At 63.2% G+C, this 18609-nt stretch carries 17 protein-coding genes and 1 pseudogene; 12 read left to right on the top strand and 6 right to left on the bottom strand.

Going from position 1 to position 18609, the window contains the following annotated elements:
- Positions 1-15: 15 nt before the first annotated feature.
- Entirely contained in the window at positions 16-534 is a 519-nt protein-coding gene (locus HSW_RS06370) for a hypothetical protein (RefSeq protein WP_044001270.1), read from the bottom strand.
- A 325-nt stretch (positions 535-859) separates the two neighbouring features.
- The gene (locus HSW_RS06365) at positions 860-2035 is read right to left on the bottom strand and encodes a helix-turn-helix domain-containing protein (RefSeq protein ID WP_044001269.1); all 1176 of its coding nucleotides are present in this window, start codon (positions 2033-2035) and stop codon (positions 860-862) included.
- Positions 2036-2099: 64 nt separating this feature from the next.
- Between HSW_RS06365 and HSW_RS22595 the strand changes: the two genes are divergently transcribed.
- The 6 genes from HSW_RS22595 to HSW_RS06335 all read left to right on the top strand — a co-directional run bounded on the left by HSW_RS22595 (position 2100) and on the right by HSW_RS06335 (position 8859).
- Positions 2100-2564, top strand: coding sequence for a hypothetical protein (locus tag HSW_RS22595; protein ID WP_052346185.1), 465 nt, complete (start codon positions 2100-2102; stop codon positions 2562-2564).
- A 164-nt stretch (positions 2565-2728) separates the two neighbouring features.
- Complete coding sequence (locus tag HSW_RS06355) at positions 2729-3637, top strand: AraC family transcriptional regulator (protein WP_052346184.1); 909 nt, start codon at positions 2729-2731, stop codon at positions 3635-3637.
- A 137-nt stretch (positions 3638-3774) separates the two neighbouring features.
- The gene (locus HSW_RS06350; protein WP_044001268.1) at positions 3775-4185 is read left to right on the top strand and encodes a DUF983 domain-containing protein; all 411 of its coding nucleotides are present in this window, start codon (positions 3775-3777) and stop codon (positions 4183-4185) included.
- Between the two features lie 87 nt (positions 4186-4272).
- Positions 4273-5598 carry a carboxylesterase family protein gene (locus HSW_RS06345; protein WP_052346183.1) on the top strand — a complete coding sequence of 442 codons (1326 nt, stop codon included), beginning with the start codon at positions 4273-4275 and terminating at the stop codon, positions 5596-5598.
- Between the two features lie 264 nt (positions 5599-5862).
- Positions 5863-7350: a serine hydrolase gene (locus HSW_RS06340; RefSeq protein ID WP_044001267.1), complete on the top strand. Its 1488-nt coding sequence runs from the start codon at positions 5863-5865 to the stop codon at positions 7348-7350.
- 159 nt (positions 7351-7509) lie between these two features.
- Positions 7510-8859: an alpha-amylase family glycosyl hydrolase gene (locus HSW_RS06335; RefSeq protein ID WP_052346182.1), complete on the top strand. Its 1350-nt coding sequence runs from the start codon at positions 7510-7512 to the stop codon at positions 8857-8859.
- 18 nt (positions 8860-8877) lie between these two features.
- Here the strand turns inward: HSW_RS06335 and HSW_RS06330 are convergent, their stop codons facing one another.
- Together HSW_RS06330 and blaOXA are read right to left on the bottom strand one after the other, a co-directional pair.
- Positions 8878-10461 (bottom strand): N-acyl-D-amino-acid deacylase family protein, encoded by a 1584-nt coding sequence (locus HSW_RS06330; protein WP_044001266.1) that lies wholly within the window; start codon positions 10459-10461, stop codon positions 8878-8880.
- 33 nt (positions 10462-10494) lie between these two features.
- Positions 10495-11322 carry a class D beta-lactamase gene (blaOXA, locus tag HSW_RS06325; RefSeq protein ID WP_155832852.1) on the bottom strand — a complete coding sequence of 276 codons (828 nt, stop codon included), beginning with the start codon at positions 11320-11322 and terminating at the stop codon, positions 10495-10497.
- A 95-nt stretch (positions 11323-11417) separates the two neighbouring features.
- Between blaOXA and HSW_RS06320 the strand changes: the two genes are divergently transcribed.
- From HSW_RS06320 to HSW_RS06310, 3 genes are all read left to right on the top strand, one after another.
- A complete protein-coding gene (locus HSW_RS06320) occupies positions 11418-12371 on the top strand; it encodes an aldo/keto reductase (RefSeq protein WP_044001265.1) in 954 nt (317 codons plus the stop codon).
- A gap of 165 nt (positions 12372-12536) precedes the next feature.
- A complete protein-coding gene (locus HSW_RS22590) occupies positions 12537-13034 on the top strand; it encodes a GNAT family N-acetyltransferase (RefSeq protein ID WP_052346180.1) in 498 nt (165 codons plus the stop codon).
- 76 nt (positions 13035-13110) lie between these two features.
- Positions 13111-13824, top strand: coding sequence for a DUF421 domain-containing protein (locus HSW_RS06310; protein ID WP_044001264.1), 714 nt, complete (start codon positions 13111-13113; stop codon positions 13822-13824).
- Positions 13825-13833: 9 nt separating this feature from the next.
- Here HSW_RS06310 and HSW_RS24720 read toward each other — a convergent pair.
- Positions 13834-15009 (bottom strand): annotated as a pseudogene (locus HSW_RS24720) (serine hydrolase domain-containing protein).
- Between the two features lie 75 nt (positions 15010-15084).
- Between HSW_RS24720 and gloA2 the strand changes: the two are divergent.
- From gloA2 to HSW_RS06290, 3 genes are all read left to right on the top strand, one after another.
- Positions 15085-15474 (top strand): SMU1112c/YaeR family gloxylase I-like metalloprotein, encoded by a 390-nt coding sequence (gloA2, locus tag HSW_RS06300; protein WP_044001263.1) that lies wholly within the window; start codon positions 15085-15087, stop codon positions 15472-15474.
- Between the two features lie 86 nt (positions 15475-15560).
- On the top strand, positions 15561-17462 hold the full coding sequence (serA, locus tag HSW_RS06295; protein WP_044001262.1) for a phosphoglycerate dehydrogenase: 1902 nt from the start codon (positions 15561-15563) through the stop codon (positions 17460-17462).
- A 28-nt stretch (positions 17463-17490) separates the two neighbouring features.
- Entirely contained in the window at positions 17491-17982 is a 492-nt protein-coding gene (locus HSW_RS06290; RefSeq protein ID WP_044001261.1) for an FG-GAP repeat protein, read from the top strand.
- A gap of 1 nt (position 17983) precedes the next feature.
- On the opposite strand, the gene HSW_RS06285 is transcribed toward HSW_RS06290, so the two are convergent.
- Complete coding sequence (locus HSW_RS06285; RefSeq protein WP_155832850.1) at positions 17984-18595, bottom strand: hypothetical protein; 612 nt, start codon at positions 18593-18595, stop codon at positions 17984-17986.
- Positions 18596-18609: the final 14 nt, after the last annotated feature.

Below are 18609 nucleotides of genomic sequence, written 5' to 3'. Positions count from 1 at the left end.
GTGGAGCGGTTCGGGTTAGCGCGGAGTAGCTTCGGTTTCCAGCAGGCCCAGGCCTTTGTAGAGCCGGCCGGCTTGGTCGCGGGCCAGGATGTACCAGAGCGCGTCGCCGCCGTAGAGCTGGCGGGCGTTGTCGGCGAAGCGGTAGTTTTTGGCGAAGGTGTAGGTGCGGCCGGGCCGCAGCCGACCGCCGGGGCACTGGAACAGCTCGGCAAACTCGGCGGGCGTCTGGGTCAGGTTCTGCTTCCAGCCGGTGGCGTCGTACCAGATAAAGCTGCCGCACTCTACTATCGTCAGCTTCCCCACTTCAGAGCGTAACATGGTGCTATGCTTCCACACGTAGCCACCCGGCTGCTCAGGGTTGGGCTCGGGGAAATTGGGGTTGGGCGTGTGCCAGAGCGTGAGGCCCACCGGCACCTGCCGCAGCTTATCGGGCAGCACGCGGCGGGGGTCCGTCCAGGCGGAAGGGGCGGTCTGGGCCAGTAGTGGGGTGGCGGAAGAGGCGGCCAGGGCCAGCAGCAACAGGAGCGTCTTCATGGGGTTTGGGAGTGGTTATTGAACGTCCCAAAGGTGACATGCTCCTCTCCCGCAAACGCCCCATATACCGCCCTGGTACGCCCCAATTCATGATATGGGGCCTGTTTGAGGGTGTGAGGGTGAGGGGGCAGAAGTTGTCATTGCGAGGCGGAGTCGAACCAATCCGTCCTTTTCAGGGCACTAAACATCGACCTATGCAAAAGCCCCTGACGCCAGCACGGACGTCAGGGGCTTTCTGCATTTCAGGGGTTTGCGCTGTGTGAAGGAAGGATTGCTTCGCGCTGCTCGCAATGACAACGCCTAACCTCCTACCCTCTCCCACACCCTACCCCTGCCACTCTCGGGGCGCCACGCCGGTGAACTGCTTGAAGATGCGGTTGAAGGTAGTTTTGGAGTTGAAGCCACTTTCCAGCGCAATGCCCAGCAGCGTGAGGCGCTGGGCATCCGGGGTGGCCAGGCGGCGCTTCACCTCGGCCACCCGGTAGCCGTTCACCACGTCGTTGAAGCTCTGCCCGAAGCCCTGGTTAACGGTGAAGGAAATAAGCCGCGGAGCAAGCCCCGTGTGCGCCGACAGCTCGGCCAGCGTGAGCGTGGGGTTGAGGTAGATTCGCTCCGCTTCCAGCGCGTGCCGGATGCGCGCCAGCACCGCCGCATCCACAGCCGGCGGGTTGGCGGCTACCGTGCCATCTGCCACAGCGGGTGGCGGCGGGATTTCCTCGGCAGCTCCGATTTCGGCCGCCTTGGGCAGCCTGGTTGGTTCTGGCTCTGCTTCCGGCTCGAACCGAACGGCCTGCATATCGGCCTGGCGCAGGCCCACTACCCCAATCAGAAACAGCACCCCGCCCAGCAGTTCGGTGGAGTAGTCGTACTGATAGTAAAGTCCGAAAAACTCGCGCACTACTACTTCTAGCAGCCACTGCGCACTCACCAGCCCCACCAATACCAGCAACACCCGCAGCCACCACAGCCGCAGTCGGGATACTTCCGAGAAGTTCTCCACCAGCCACCGCCGGTACCCGCGCAGCACCCGCAGACTCAGCAGCAGGTACAGCGTGAGCGAAACCCAGGTGCCGATGAACTCTATGCGGTACGTAACGGGCCGGTGCACCTGCTCCCAGAACCACAACCGCTCGGGGTAGGATTGCAGCCGCAACCACCCGTACAGCGCCGCCTGCACCAGCACCGGCCCGAAATGCACCAGATGCCGGAACCTGAATTGGAACGTATGATTTACCAGGCTACGCACGTAGAAATACAGCAGCGGTCCAAAGGCAAACGAGTAGTAAATGGGCGTGAAGTACCAGTTAGCGTTCTGCCCGTAGATGTTGGCCACCCGAAAAAAACCATCCAGCAGCCACAGGGCAATACTCAGCATCAGCAAGGCCAGAAACCGGTTGGGCAGGCGGTTGGCCGGGGCTACCCACAGCAGGCCAGCCGCCAGCAGGGCCTGCGCCACCACGGCCCACAGCACCAATACCAGCGGAGTAAACGGGATTTGCATAGCAGCGGGCGGCGGTATCTTTGGTCGGGGTCGGCAAAGTAGCCGTTTCTTTTTTCCAGTCCGAATGAAGGCGAAAATCCGCGAGTGGGCTCGCCGTTACCTGCCGGCTGAGGTATTGTCGGTGGTGGCCACGCTGGCCGGGGCGGGTTTGACCTGGCACCTGTTTCCGGGGCAGGAGCTGCGGGCGGCCCTGGCCGGCACCTGGGCCGGCAACGTGGCCTACTTCGGGTGGCTGCTGGGCCAGGATGTGCGCCAGACACGCCGCCACCTGCGCGCCGCCGGCCGCCGCTACACCCGCCGTACCTTCGGGCAGAATGTGCGGGCATTGGCAGTAGAATTCGGCCCGGCAGAGGTGCTCGACAGTCTGCTCATTCGCCCCGCTCTGATGTACTGGCTGCCCCGCCTCGTGGGCAGCCGCAGTGGCGGCATCCTGCTGGCCAAGCTCCTAGCCGATGTTACGTTCTACGTGCCGGCCATTATCAGCTATGAACTCAGTAAAAAGCGTCTGCGCCGGTTTGAGGGAGAGTAAGATGGCGGTAGATTATCACGCTGAGCGTAGCCGTATTCGCTCTACTACTTTGCCTGGTTACCACCACGACGTCTGGTTACCACTCCAAAGTCAGCACGCGAAATTCCTCGGCTTCGCTCGGAATGACGTTCAGTATTCCTCTCCTACCCTCTTACCCTGTACCCATGTCTCTACCTGTTTTCACGCTGGAGTCGTTTCCGCAGGGGCGGGCGCGGCGGCCGTGGTACCTGGAGCGGCTGGCCCAGCATGTGGCCAACTTCCCCGGCGTGAGCCAGCCCCACGCCCACGATTTTTACCTGCTGCTCTACGTCACCCACGGCCACGGCACCCATACCATTGATCTGGTGACCTACGAGTTGCAACCCGGCAGCGTGTTTTTCATGACGCCGGGTCAGGTGCATCACTGGCAGCTCTCGGCCGATGCCCAGGGCTACGTGGTGCTATTCGAGGCTGAATTCTACCTGCTGCGCTACCCCGGCAACCGCCTGTTCGAGTACCCGTTCTTCGACCATGCCCACGCCCCGGTCCTGCAGCTGCCAGCCCCCGATAACGAGTTACGGCCCCTGCTGGAGCAGATGTGGCAGGAGCACATTACCCCCGCCGCGCAGCAGAACGAGGTATTCCGGGCCTACCTACTGCTGACTTTGGAGCTGGCCGCCCGCCACTACCCCACCACCCCGCCCCGGCCCACCGAAGAGCCCCGCCACGCCCAGCAGTTGCTCCGGGAGTTCGGCAGCCTGCTCAACCAGCACTTCCGCCAGCAGCGTGCCGTGCAGCAGTACGCCGACTGGCTCCACGTCTCGCCCAACCACCTCAACGCGCTGTGCCGCCGCCACCTGGGCAAAACCGCCAGCACCCTCATCCAGGAGCGGGTACTGCTGGAGGCCCGCCGCCTGCTGCGCCACACCAATGCCACCGTCGCCCAGGTAGCCGATACGCTGGGCTTCGAGGATGCTTCCTACTTCGGCCGCTACTTCCGCAAACACACCGGCCAGACCCCGGCGGAGGCGAGAAGTGAGAAGAAGAACGTCATTCCGAGCCTGCCGGGGAATGACGTGCCAGAGAAGCAGTAGATGTACTTTTCACTCGCCATGACACATTCCTGCGGCTTTCCGTTGATTTGTGCCAGATAAACCCGCAAACGCCTCTTACTGGCACGCGGGGCGCATTTTACCTTTGTCATGAAGCTCCAACGGCTTCTCCCGCGCGCATGACAACTTCTGATTCGACTGCCCTGGCCCTGCTGCAACAACGCTGCCCGCGCTGCCACCAGGGCCCGCTGTTCACCACTTCGGCCCTCCATGTCACCCGCTTTGCCGAAATGCCCGCCGACTGCCCCGTGTGCGGGCAGCACTACGAGCCCGAGCCCGGTTTTTTCTGGGGTGCCATGTACATCAGCTACGCGTTTTCCACGGCCATCATGCTGATAACGGGCTTTCTGGTGTACCACTTGCTGCACGATCCGGCCGTGTGGGTGTACGTGACCAGCGTGGCTGTAGCGGCCGTACTGCTCACGCCCCTGAGCCTGCGCTACTCCCGCACCGTGCTGCTCTACCTGTTCGGCGGTATCGACTACGACACGCGCTACCGGGCCGGGGCGGCTCCCGCAACCCGGCGGTAAACCGGCTCGGCAGCTTCAGCTCCGGCAACCCCACCGCCCGGCCGGCGGTATGCAAGGCGGCTCCGGCCGAATTGTTACCCCTACCGTATGGCTGATTCTGCTCCCCTGTTCCTGACTCCCGACAGCCCGCTGCTGGGCCACTACCACGCCGGCCTAGTGCGCGCCAGCGGCATCCGCTACGCCCGCGCCGCCCGGTTTCAGCCCCCCGTCGACGAGCCTGCTCACCCCGACCTGCGCCCAGCCACGGCCCCCGGCCCGGCCTGCCCCCAGGTACCCGACCCCGCTTTGCAGGAAGCGCTGGGGCCGGCCCTAGCCGGCCGCATCTTCGATGAAGACTGTCTGCGGCTGACCGTAACGGCCCCGCCCAACTACCAAACGGGCCCGGCGCGGCCGGTGCTAGTCTGGATTCACGGGGGCTCATACGTAAGCGGGGCCGGCGACCTGGCTTTCTATGACCCCGCCCCGCTAGTGCGCGAGCAGGAACTGGTGGTAGTGGCCGTGAGCTACCGCTTGGGCATGCTTGGGTTCCTGGGCCACCAGCACGCTCCCGCCAACCTGGGCTTGCTCGACTTGCTGTCTGCTTTGCGCTGGGTGCAGCGCAACATTGCCGCCTTCGGGGGCGACGCGGGCTGCGTCACGCTCCTGGGCCACTCCTCGGGCGGTGACGCGGCGGCACACCTGATGCTGACCGAGGGCGCGACCAAGCTGTTCCGGCGCGTGATTCTACACAGTGCTCCGTTGGGCCTGGCCCCCGGCCGCGCCCGCATGACGCGGGCCATGGCGGCGGCCGTAACGCCGCTACTGCCCGATGCACCGCTGGCACAAGTATTGGCTGCTCAGCCGCGGGCGGAGCAGGCCGCCCGGTGGTCGGGTCTGAAGGCCGGGATGCCGTTTGGAGTGCAGTACGGCGCATTTCCGCTGCCGCCCGAAGCCGAAGCCAACGCGACTTGGCAATCAGTGGCGGCTCAGTTCGACGTGCTGATTGGGACTACGGCCGACGAGCTGCGGTTCTTTGCCGTCATTGCCCCACGCCTGCGCCGTCTGCTCACGCTGCCTCGCCCGGCGCCAGCTCTGCTGCAGGCCCTCATTACAGCCGGCTCGCGGCGTATTTACGTGGGTCCGGCCGCTGTTTTTGCCCGCCGCCACGCCCGCGCCGGCGGCCGAGCCTACCTCTTTACCGTGCCCTACCACCCACCAGGCAGTGACTTTGGCGGAGCCCACACCATCGACCTGCCGTTGCTGTTTGGCTCCGCCGCAGCCTGGGCACCAGTGCCTTTGCTGGGCGAGGCCGCTTGGCCCGAGGTGGAAGCCGCCGGCCGCCCCGTCCGCCAGTTCTGGGCCGATTTCGCCCGCACCGGCCAGCTGCCGACAGTCGTTCACCTGCCCGGTATTCTGGAGGTGCAGAAAGCGTAAGACTTGACAGCACATACGGACCTTTTACCTGGTGTTTCCAGTTAGGGACCAATGTATTAGTAGATGACTATCTACCGTGTTGCCTCAACTTGCAAGATGCCCTGGCTACTTGGCCAGGGCATCTTGCGTTCTTACATCAAGTAATCAACATCTTATATATATCACCTGCTTCCTGGGCAACCCTGGCCGCAGCTGGCCCATCTGCCCCATTAAATACCCGTATCCAACCGCCTGCGGCACCGCCACTCCTTCTTCCACCGTACTATGAAAACGCGTTTCCACTCCCTATACGCCGGCCTCTTCGGCGGCACCCTGGCCCTGCTGCTGGGCCTTTCTACCCCCGCCACCGCTCAAACCGCTACCCCCGACAGCGTGGATATGCTAGTGCAGCAGGCCATGCGGCAGCTGCGTATTCCGGGCCTGCAGCTGGCGGTGGTACGCCACGGGCAGGTAGTGAAGCTGGGACAGTACGGCCTGGCCAACGTGCAGGACTCGGTGCCGGTGACGGGGCAGACGCGCTTCTTCCTCAACTCCATTACCAAGGCCTTCGTGGGCGTGGCGGTGATGCAGCTGGTGGAAGCCGGCAAGCTGGACCTCAGCGCGCCCATCGGCCGCTACCAACCCGAGCTACCCGCCACTTGGCACCCGGTAACAGTGCGGCAGCTGCTCACCCACATGTCCGGTCTGCCCGATATCATGGGCGAGGACGCCTTGGTGACGGAAAACAACGAGGCAGCGGCCTGGCAGCTGGTGCAGCAGCAACCGTTGGAGTTCAAGCCCGGGGAAGGGTTTGCCTACAACCAGACCAACTACCTGCTGCTGGGCCGTCTCATCACCCAGCTCAGCGGGCAGCCGTTTGCCGAATTCATTCAGCAGCGGCAGCTCGATGTGGTGAAAATGCCCCGCACCAGCTTCGGCGACGCCCACAACGTATTGCCCCACCTGGCCCGCGGCTATACCTTCACGCACTATCAGAATGGGGCACCGCGCCGGGGCAAGGAGCTGCGCAACCTGTTTGAGGTGTTTCCGCCCTCATTGCGCACGGCAGCCGGCATGAGCTCCACAGCCCAGGAAGTAGCCCGCTGGCTGGTGGCTCTGCAACAGGGCCAAATGCTGCAGCCCCAAAGCCTGACCACGCTCTGGACGCCGGGTCGCCTTACTGATGGCTCCACCCGAAGCTTCGGGGGCAAGCTGAACGGCTACGCGTTGGGCTGGCCCACGGCCGGGCGCCCCGAGCACCCCGCCGTGGCCCCGGTGGGCGGGGGCCGCTCGGCCGTGTTTGTGTACCCCCAGGACGAGCTGGCCATTGTGGTGCTGACCAACCTGCAAGGGGCCAATCCCGAGCGGTTCATGGATGCCCTGGCCGCCTGCTACCTGCCCGATATGCGCGTGGCCGACGGCTTTGGCCTGCCCCCCACTCTGCGCACATTGCACCGCACACTCCGCCAGCGGGGCTTTTCTCATCTCCAGGAAGAAGTCAAGAAAGCCTGCCGCCAGAACCCCGGCTACGAACTGCCTGAAACAGCCATCAACGCCTGGGGCTACTCCCTGGTGGAGTTGGGCCAGCTCACCGACGCCCTGGCCGTATTCCAGCTCAATGTGCAGCTCTACCCGCAAAGCGCCAATACTTACGATAGCCTGGCCGAAACCTACGCCGCCCTCGGCAATAAGAAACTGGCCGCCCAGCACTACAGCCGCGCCCTGGCCCTGAACCCCAAAAACCGCACCGCCGCCGAGTATCTGAAGCAGTAGCGCACGCTTAGCTGCGTAGACCAGGAGTTTATTGAACGTCATTCCGAGCTTGCCGAGGAATGACGTTCCTGTTTTCAGCAGACGTTTTTACTACCCACACCATCTCCTGAAAGAACCTCAGCCGCCGCCAGTCGTTCAACCGCAGGAAACGAACCTGCCATGTCTGCCGAAGAACCTTTGCACCTTCAGTCGCACCTGTTTCGGGTGCGCCACCCGGAGTGGGCCGCCCACGCTACCATCTACGAAGTAAACCTGCGCAATTTCACCCCGGAAGGCACCTTCCGGGCCTTTGAGGCGCATTTGCCCCGGCTGGCGGCCATGGGCATCAGCATCGTGTGGCTGATGCCGGTTCACCCCATCGGGCAGGTGGAACGTAAGGGCAGCCTGGGCAGCCAGTACGCGGTGCAGGACTATTTTGGGGTGAACCCGGAGTTCGGAACGATGGACGATTTGCGCCACCTGGTACAAACTGCCCACACCCTGGGCCTGCGCGTGCTGCTGGATTGGGTAGCCAACCACACCAGCTGGGACAATCCGCTGGTACAGCAGCACCCCGACTGGTACCAGCACGACGCCCACGGCAACCTCGTGCCGCCCGTGGCCGACTGGACAGACGTAGTAGCCTTCGACTATTCGCACCGGGAGTTGCGCCGCTACATGACCGATGCGCTGCTCTACTGGGTGCGCGAGGCCGACATCGACGGCTACCGCTGCGACGTGGCCGGGCTGGTACCCACCGATTTCTGGGACGAGGCCCGCCTGGAGCTGGATGAGGTGAAGCCGCTGTTCATGCTGGCTGAGTGGGACGAGCTGTACCCCTCGGGCGGCCTGAGCTGGGAGGAGTTCAACTCCGACACCAAGCTGCTGGAGCGGGCCTTCAACATGAGCTTCGGCCTGCGCCTGCACTACCTGCTCGACCACATTGCCGAAGGCAAAGCCCAACTGGCGGACATCGACGTGTACCTGGCAGCCGAGCGGGCCAAGTACCCGCCCTCAGTCTACCTGATGCACTTCACCAGCAACCACGACGTGAACAGCTGGGACGGCACCGAGTACGAGCGGCTGGGGGCGCTGGCCTTGCCGTTTGCGGTGCTCACGGTGCTGCTGCCCGGCATGCCGCTGGTGTACTCGGGCCAGGAAGCCGCCCTCAGCCGCCGCCTGCAGTTCTTTGACCGGGATACGATTGACTGGTCGGCCATTCCGCTCCAGGATTTCTACACAAAGCTGCTCCAACTCAAGCGCCGCCACCCGGCCCTGCGCAACGGCGACCCGGCCAGCCACTTCCGGCGCCTCCCCAGCCCGGAGCAGCTGTATGGCTTCCTGCGCGAGAAAGAAGACGCGGCTATCCTCTGCGTTATCAACACCGAAGCCCACGAAACGCTGCTTACGCTGCCCGCCGAAGCCGCTGGCACTTGGCGGGACGTGTTCAGCGGCCAGCAATTGATGTTCCAGCCCGGCGACGAGCTACCGGTGCCCGGCCACGGCTGGCGCGTGCTGGAAAGGGTGTAATTAGTTGTCATCCTAGCGCTACTGCTTTCCCGGGCCGTAGAGCACCTGCCCGGCACGTTGGCCGGTGTGTTTTCCTTCGCGCACGGTAAGGCGGCCGTTAACCAGCACGTATTGCATGCCCACCGAATACTGGTGGGGCTGTGCAAACGTAGATTTGTCGGCCACCGTGGCGGGGTCGAATACCACAATATCCGCCGCGAAGCCTGGACGCAGCAGGCCCCGGTCGGAGAATCCGAAGGTTTGGGCGGGCAGGCTGGTCATGCGGCGGATGGCCTCTTCCAGGGTGATGACGCGCAGCTCGCGCACGTAATGGCCCAGCACGCGGGCGTTAGAGCCGTAGCCGCGCGGGTGCGGCGTGCCCTCCTGCCATACCCGGATGCTGGCATCCGAGGCCACCATATTCTGGGGGTAACGCATGATGTTCTGCACGTCGGTTTCGCTCATGCCATGGAACACCATGCCGGCATCATACTGCAGCACCACATCCAGCACGGTGGCCGCTTCGGCGCGGGCAGTGTGCGGGCGGCGGCGCAGGCGGTTGATTTCCTCAATACTGCGGCCCTGGTAACCGGGCTCAGGCGGGAATCTGGCCACCACAGCGTAGCTGAAATGCCTGAGGCCCTTTCGCTTCAGCCGCTGCACCAGAAACTGCTCTACCGCGCGGCGCACAGCCGGACGGGCCAGCCGGGCACGCAGGGAGTCGCGGCCGTCGGCCTGCACGGCATCGGGCAACAGGGTGCTAAGGCTGGTGGAGCTGGCCGTGTATGGATACTGGTCGATGGTGACTTGCTGGCCGCTTTGGCGGGCGGCTTCGATGAGGTTGAGCAGCTCATCGGTATGGCCCCAGTTCTGCTGGCCGCCCAGTTTGAGGTGGGAAATCTGCACGGGCACACCGGCCTCGCGGCCTACCTGTAGCGCTTCCTGAATGGCCTGCCGGACGCTGTCGGACTCGTTGCGCATGTGGGTGGCGTAGAGGCCGTGGTAACGGCCGGCCACCCGCGCCAGCCGGACCAGCTCGGGCGTACGGGTATACGTACCCGGAATGTAAATCAGCCCCGACGACAGGCCCACTGCTCCGGCGCGCATGGCGCTGTCCACCAATGCCTCCATGCGGGTTAGCTCCGCCTCCGCAGGCTGCCGCTGGGCCCGGTCCATCACCGCTTTTCGCACCGTTCCCTGCCCCACCAACGAGGCCACGTTTACGGATAGATGCAGGCTATCCAGCTGCCGGAAGTAGCGGCGCAAATCGGGCCGTGAGGAGCCGCAGTTACCGGTAATAACCGTTGTCACGCCATCGTACAGGAAATTGTCCGCCGTGGGCTGGCGCACTTCGTCGTCCTCAATGTGGGTGTGCACATCCAAGAAGCCTGGGGCCACCGCTAGCCCGTGCGCATCCAGCACGGTGTCAGCTGGATAATTGGCGGGCAAGCGACCCACGGCCACAATGCGGCCGTTACGCACGGCCACGTCGCCCAGCGTCCAGGTGTTGCCAGTGCCATCATATAGGCGGCCGTTGCGGATGAGAATATCAGCCCGTTGGGGTATTTGGGCTGTCAGCAGGCCTGGCAGCAACAGCAACGGGAGCAACAGACAAAAGCGCATGCTGCTAAGGTAGCGGTAGAAGACCACCTAAAGCTACAGCCACCCCAGCTCCCGCAATACGGCCTCCGTCACGGCCCGGCGGCTGGCGATGAATTGGTCGTCATTCACGGGGCCGGGCCGGGGCTCTACATTGAGGGCAAAGAAGGCCCGGCGGCCATCCGCACGTTCCAGCCAGCCTACCAGCCAGCCGTTGTCGGGGTTACGGGCGGAGCGGAAACGCCAGCCGGTTTTGCCGTAAAGGGTGTACGCAGGCGTTTTGCGGAGGATAAGCAGTTGCTTCACGGCCCGCTGGTGGCGTTTTTCTATGGGCAGGGTTTCAGCCTGTAAACGACGCAGGAAATCCACCTGCTCAAACTGACTGATGCGTGACTTTCCCCCGAGCCAGAAAGTATCCAGCGTGGCGGGCGTGACTACCATGCCGGGGTAGCGCAGCTTCTGCAGCCACTGCTGGTAGCGCGCTACGCCCACACGCCGGGCCAGCTGCCGGTAGCACGGCACGCACGAAACCCGCAAGGCCCGGGCGTAGGTCATGTCCTCATTCCACTGCGGAAAGCTGCGTTTCACCCCATCCCAGCGGCATATTTCGGCGGTATCGGACAGGGCATCGGTTTGCAGGCCGATGAGCGTGTTGGGAATTTTGAACGTAGACGCCGGCAGAAACCGTTGGCGGCAGCGCTTCAGACGGTAGGCCACATAGCGGCCGGCCGGTTCCTCGCACAGCAGAAATGAGCCCTGCACGTTGTACTGGTCGAATTGCGGCTGCAGGTTGCGCTCCGTAATGGCTGGCGCCGGGGCCGCTGGCCCGGCAGCCCACAGCAACAAGCTCAGCAAACCGAATACCAGCAGACGGATAGAAAGCATACGGTTGGATTGGGTAGTTTCGGCGGCCAAGATAACCTATCGGCCCGGGAACGGGTTTAGGCCAGACTGTTCTATCCATCCTTTTCGATTATCACATGCAACACCGTGAACTGGGCCGCTCCGGCCTGCACATAGCCCCGTTGGTGCTGGGCGGCAACGTATTCGGCTGGACCGCCGACGAAGCCACCTCCTTCCGCGTGCTCGATGCCTTTGTGGCCGGCGGCGGCAACGCCATTGATACCGCTAACGTGTACTCGGCCTGGGCCCCCGGCCACCAGGGCGGGGAGTCGGAAACCGTGCTGGGCAAGTGGCTGAAGCAACGCAACCGCCGCGACGACGTGCTCATCCTGACCAAAGTAGGTATGCAGATGGGCGACGGCACCAAGGGCCTGGCCAAATACTACATCCGCCGCTCGGTGGAAGCATCGCTCCAGCGCCTCCAGACCGATTACATCGACCTCTACCAGAGCCACCAGGATGATGAGACGCTGCCCGTTACCGAGCCGCTGGAAGCCTACGCTGAACTGATCAAGGAAGGAAAAGTACGCGCCATCGGGGCCAGCAACTTCTCGGCGGCCCGCCTGCGCGAGGCCCTGGAGGCCAGCACCACACACGGCCTGCCCCGCTACGAGAGCCTGCAGCCGGAGTACAACCTCTACAACCGCGCTGATTTTGAAAAAGAGCTGCAGCCGCTGGTGCTGGAGTACGGCGTGGGTGTAATTCCCTATTTCGGGCTGGCTTCCGGCTTCCTCACCGGCAAGTACCGCACAGAGGCCGACCTCTCGAAAAGCATCCGGGGCAGCAGCATCGGCCCCAAGTACCTCAACGACCGGGGCCGCCGCATTCTGGCTGCCCTTGATGCCGTGGTGGCCCGTCACCCGGAGGCTACGCCCGCCCAGGTAGCTCTGGCCTGGATTATGGCCCAGCCCGGCCTCACTGGCCCCATTGCCAGCGGCACTACCCCCGAGCAGGTGACGGAGCTGCTGCAGGCCACTACTCTGCAGCTCACCCCCGCCGACGTGCAGGAGCTGAATCAGGCCAGCGCATAGCCTTGCAGCAAGCAAAAAGCCGCCGGTATCATGTCCTGATACCGGCGGCTTTTTGCTACTCCGGTAGTGCCCACGCCCGGGCCGGAGCAGCAAAAGAATCCAGCCGGGCATTGGGTTTTCCGCCATCCGTCCGCATCTTACCGCTTCGTCCGCTCCTTTCCCCGCATGATAATTCGCCCGGCTACCCGCTCCGATCTGCACGCCGTGTACCGCCTGTGGTGCGAGCTGATGGATTCGCATGAGCAGTATCACCCGGTTTTTGGCTACCACCGCATGGCTGAGATAGAACTCAAGCAAGTGCTGCTGCATCGGCTGCGGGAACCCTACACGCGGTTTTTTGTGGCCGACACGCCGGATGGCCTGGCTGGTCTGCTGATTGCCATGTACCAGATTGGCAACAACGGCATGCACTACAAGCGGCGCGGCTACATAGCCGAAACGATGGTGCGCCCGCCCTACCGGCGGCTGGGCATCGGGCGGGAGCTGTTTCTCACGGCCAAAGAATGGCTTCTGCACCAGGGCGCCGACCATCTGGAGCTGCAGGCGGCCGTGGCCAACGAAGTGGGCCGGCGGTTTTGGGCCGCTATGGGCTTCGCGCCCACCACCTACCACCTGGTACTGCCCCTAGTGCCGCCGCCCGGCCCCCACGACTGGCCCGAATAGCGGATCCGGCTTAACTGTCGGCCCTGGCTTTGCGTTAGCTAGTGTATTCCTGCTACGCCAGCTACCTCCGTTGCTTATGCTCCTTGCCACCGATATCCAGCCCTTCGACTGGAACCGTATTTTCTTCTCCGATGAGTCACCGCCTTTATTCCTGCTGGAAGTGGGCCTGCGGTGCTTTCTAACGTATCTGATGGTGCTGGGGGCGTTGCGCGTGACGGGCCGGCGCGGGGTGCGGCAGCTGTCCATCTTCGAGTTGAGCATCATTCTGGGCCTGGGCTCAGCCGCCGGCGACGCCATGCTCTATCATGACACTCCGCTGCTGCATGCGGCCGTCGTATTTGGGCTGGTTTCCGCCATGTATCTGCTCTTCAACCGGCTTACTGAGCGGTTTCCGAAGTTTTCCGACTGGCTGGAAGGCGCCCCGGTGCTGCTGGTGGAAAATGGCGAAATCAACCTGCCCAACTTCACCAAACAGAACCTCACGCAAAAGGAGCTGTTCGGAGAATTGAGGCAGCGGCAAATAGAGCACCTGGGCCAGATCCGCCGCGCCTATATCGAAGCCACCGGTGACGTGAGCGTGTACTTTTTTGCCGATGAGGACGTGCGCCCTGGCCTGCCCATCTGGCCCGAGCGTAAGGCCGACAAACGTCACCGCGCCGAGCAGGCCGGCCAGTATGCCTGTGCCTGCTGCGCCCACATCCAGACGCTGGCTAAAGGTGAGTTGGCCCACTGTGCCGTCTGCCACCACGACGAGTGGCTGCCGGCCTGCGACGCCAAGCGTATTGCGTAGGCCGCCGGCTTATTTCTCTGCGTAGTTGTACGGCACGTAGTTTTCCCACTGCCACGGCGTGGCTGTGTCGCCAAGCAGACGGACCAGCAACGGCCGAAATATTTTGTCGGCATTGGCACTGTTACTGAGCAGGAGCAATGCCTTTTTCTGCTGCGGAAATACTACGCTGTGGTTTTCCCACCCGTCATCGTGCCCTTCTTTAAAATAGGCAGGGCCATATGGCGACTGAAAGGTACCCCAGCCCAGCCCGTAGGCCAGCTGAATGGTTCGGTTGCTGTCCGGGGCGGCCACGGTAGCCAGCGGGCCAAACTGGCTTCTGTACGGAATCCGGACCTGGGGGCGGGTCATTTCGGCCAGCGCGGCGGGTGGCAGCACCCGGCCCTGCATAAGAGCGGCCAGAAACGCGGCGTAGTCGGCGAGAGTGGTTTCGAGCGAGCCGGCGGCCTGGGCTTTGGTGCGTCGGCGCTTTTCCAGCGGCTGGCCCTACTCGTCGTAACCCAGCGCGTAGTTGGCTTCGAAGGCGAACTGCCACACGTAGCTGGTGCGCGTGAGCTGCAAGGGCCGCCACAGTCGCTCCTCACTGAGCTGCAGCAGGTTTTTGCCGGTAGCAGTTTCCACCACCAGCTGTAGCAACTGCAGGCCTTCGCCTGAGTAGCCATAGCGGGCCCCGGGCTCGAATTTGAACCGCAGCTTTTTGTCGGGCTCAATCCAGCGCCAGTTGGGCAGACCCGTGGTGTGCGTAAGGGCCATACGGGCCGTGAGTTTGCGCCACCGCTCGTCACCGGCCAAGTCCTGCCACCCTGCCAGCGCCGGAATCGGCTGGCCCAGGTATTCGTGCAGCGGCTTGTCGAGGTCGAGCTGTTTTTCCTGGACCAGCTGCATCACCAGGCAGGCAAATACCGCCTTGCTTAGCGAGGCCCCGTACATGGCCGTGGTGGGCTGTAGCGGCGTTTTTTCGGCCACGTTGCGGAAGCCAAACGTATGCAGGTAGCGCACCTGATTGTTTTCCAGCAACGCCACCGCCAGCCCCGTTACCCGCGCCGAATCCATCAGCTGCTGCACGGTGCGGTCCACGTCGGCAGGGCGGAGCGTACGGCCGTCGAGGGTGTGAAACGGCCGGGTTGGCTGCGCCGCCAGCGGCTGGGTTGCCGCCAGAATACCCGCAATGAGGAGGAGTGCTTTCATACTGCCCGCGCTGGTTGATTACCAAACGAAGGAAAGATTTTCCGTCAATATTGCCCACTGAACTTTCCGCGCCTTATGCTCCCGTTGCTCTACGTCCACCATATTGCCATCATCAGCTCCGACTACGCCCGCTCCAAACGCTTTTACACCGAGGTGCTGGGGTTACGCATCCTGCACGAAGTGTACCGCGAAGCCCGTCAGTCGTGGAAGCTGGATCTGGCGCTGGGTGAGCAATACGTCATCGAGCTGTTCTCCTTCCCCGAGCCGCCACCCCGTCCCACCCGCCCCGAGGCCACCGGCCTGCGCCACCTGGCCTTTGCCGTGTCGGATATCGAGGCCACCGTGCACCACCTCACCACTCACGGCGTAACTTCGGAGCCCATCCGCACGGACGAGTTTACGGGCCGCCGCTTCACCTTCATCGAGGACCCCGACGGGCTGCCGCTGGAGTTTTATGAGGTGTAAATCGGGCCACAGTGGGTTTGAAATCGTAGAACGGCCCGGTTCCGGTGGTTGGCGCATTGCCCGCCGCCCCCTACCTTGCCCCCATCATGCCCGATACCCCCGCACCACTCCCCTACCTCATCATTGATTTCGACAGCACGTTTACCCAAGTGGAAGGCCTGGACGAGCTGGCTGATATTGCCCTCACCGGCCAGCCCAACCAGGAGGCAGTAGTGGCTGCCATCCGCGCCCTCACCGACCGGGGCATGAGTGGGGAGCTGAAGTTTTCCGAGTCGCTGCGGGAGCGGCTGGCGCTGCTGCCGGCCCGGCGCGAGCATATTGCGCTGCTGGTGGAACGGCTCAAGGGCAAGGTATCGGAGAGTATCCGGCGCAACCGGGGCTTCTTCGAGCAGTTTCCGGGCCGGGTGTACATCGTGAGCAGCGGCTTCCGTGAGTTCATTGAGCCGGTGGTAGCCGAGTTCGGCATCACCCCCGAATTCGTGCTGGCTAATACCTTCACCTTCGACGCCGAGGACCATATTACGGGCTTCGACACGACCAACCCGCTCAGCCAGGACGGCGGCAAAATCCTGCAGCTGCGCCAGCTCGACCTCCAAGGCCCCGTGTACGCCCTGGGCGACGGCTACACCGACTACCAGATCCGCGAGGCCGGCTTGGCTGACCGTTTCTACGCCTTCACCGAAAACGTGACCCGCGACGCCGTGGTGGCCCGCGCCGATGAAGTGCTGCCCAGTTTCGACGAATTTCTCTACCAGAACAAGCTCCCGATGACCCTCTCGTACCCCAAGAACCGCATCAAAGTCCTGCTCCTCGAAAACCCCGACCCGCGCGCCGCTGAGCTGTTCCGCCAGGAAGGCTACCAAGTAGACACCGTGCCCGGCGGCCTCGATGAGGACGAGCTAGCCGCCCGTATTGAGGGCGTGAGCATCCTGGGCATCCGCAGCAAAACCCAGGTGACGGCCAAGGTGCTGGAAGCCGCCAACCGCCTGATGGCCGTGGGCGCGTTCTGCATCGGCACCAACCAGATTGATCTGGTGGGCTGCATGCAGAAGGGCGTGCCGGTGTTCAACGCCCCGTTCAGCAACACCCGCTCGGTGGTAGAGCTGGCGTTGGGCGAAATCATCATGCTGGCCCGCCGCATCCCCGAGAAAAACCCTAAAATGCACCGCGGCGAGTGGGATAAGTCGGCCAACGGCGCCTTTGAGGTGCGGGGTAAGAAGCTGGGCATTGTGGGCTACGGCAACATCGGAAGCCAGCTGTCGGTAGTGGCCGAGGCCATCGGCCTGCAGGTACTCTACTACGATGTAGCCGAGAAGCTGCAGCTAGGCAACGCTGTGAAGTGCCGCACCCTCGACGAGCTGCTCCAGCAGGCCGACATCGTGACGCTGCACGTAGATGGCCGCCAGGAAAACACCAATTTGTTCGGGGCCGACGAGTTTGCCCGCATGAAGCCCGGCGCGCTGTTTCTCAACAACGCCCGCGGCCACGTGGTAGACGTGTCGGCGCTGGCCGCCGTGCTCCGCTCGGGCCACCTGGGCGGGGCCGCCGTGGATGTGTTTCCGTATGAGCCCAAAACCAACCAGGAGAGCTTCGAGAGCGAGCTGCGCGGCCTGCCCAACGTACTGCTCACGCCCCACATCGGGGGCAGCACGGCCGAGGCCCAGCGCAACATTGCCGAGTTTGTGCCCGAGCGGATTATGCAGTACGTGAACACCGGCAACACCCAGCAGAGCGTCAATTTCCCTAACATTCAGCTGCCCGAGCAGCAGGCCCACCGCCTGATCCACATTCACCACAACGTGCCCGGCGTGCTGGCGAGCATCAACAACGTACTGGCCGCGCACCACGTCAACATCCTGGGCCAGTACCTGAAAACCAACGAGCACATCGGCTACGTCATCACCGACATCGACAAGCAGTACGAGCCGGAAGTCATCCAAGCCTTACGGGAAGTGGAGCACACCATCAAGTTCCGAGTGCTGTATTAAATCATTCCCGCCAGCGGCACTGCCTGTTATGTTTTTGCTACTGCTCTCGCCTGTTGCCATTACCGCTCCCACACAGCTGCCCGCGTGGGTACAAACGGCTTGGCAGCAGGCGGACCTTGAGCGAACGTATGTATGCAGCACCTATCTGCAGCCAAGCATTTTGCAGGCTGATTTCAACGGCGACGGGAAACTGGATGTAGCTATTCCAGTGGCCCGACGTGCCTCTTCCAGCCGAGGGCTTGTTATTTTTCACCAAGGCCAGAGTAAACCATTTATTCTGGGTATGTCAGGTAAAATAGGTGCTGAACTTCCGGGGGCCAGTTTTGATTGGGCCAGCCAATGGAAGCTTTACACTAAACGCACCACTTTCGAAGTTACGACCGACAGAAACGGTGATATAAGCGGCACCAGACCAATAAAGCTGCATTATCCAGCTATTGAGTTCAAAAGTGATGAAAGTGGCGGTGGCTTGCTCTATTGGACTGGTCGTACATACCGCTGGCTATACCAGAGTTGCTGACTTACTCTCCGGCTCCCTCGTCGCCGGTGAACTGCTCGAAAGACACGCGGCCGAAGTCGCGCGCGGTGTGCATGTAGGACTGTGCGCTGTCAGGGGAAGCGGAGTGGAAGGTTTCGCCCCCCACACGGTGCAGCCACCAGCGGCGGGTAGCGGGGTCGTGGCGGAAGGTGATGATGCGTGTCCAGCGCCAGCCGCTGCCGCCGTAGTGCTCTAGTGAGAAGTAGCCGTTTTTGATGGTCAGGCCCTGGTATGGGTCGCCCATTACGCCGCCGCAGCCGCCGCACAGCACGGCGTGGTCGTTGCGGGCGGCTAGGCGGTAATCGCCCTGCGCGTTGCCCAGCAGCACTAGCAACGGCCGCAGCGCCTCGCTCCCGAAGGCTTCGGGGTCAGTTGGTACGCTGTCCAGAGCCAGCAGCTTGTCGGGGTAGGCATCCCGGTTCAGGTCGCCGGTGGCCGTGTCGAGGATGCGGTAGCCGGCCGGCACAAACCGGCGCAGCACCACCGAGTCGGGCACCGCAGTCGGGGTAGCCAGCACAGGGGCAGAAACCTCCGTCACACCCACCGTTGGAGTCCCCTTGGTGGCCGTTTCAGGAGCCGATTGACAGGCTGCCAAGAAAACGAGTGCGG

It is taken from the genome of Hymenobacter swuensis DY53 (assembly GCF_000576555.1).
GTDB lineage: Bacteria > Bacteroidota > Bacteroidia > Cytophagales > Hymenobacteraceae > Hymenobacter > Hymenobacter swuensis.
This window is presented reverse-complemented; position numbering and strand designations above follow the sequence as displayed.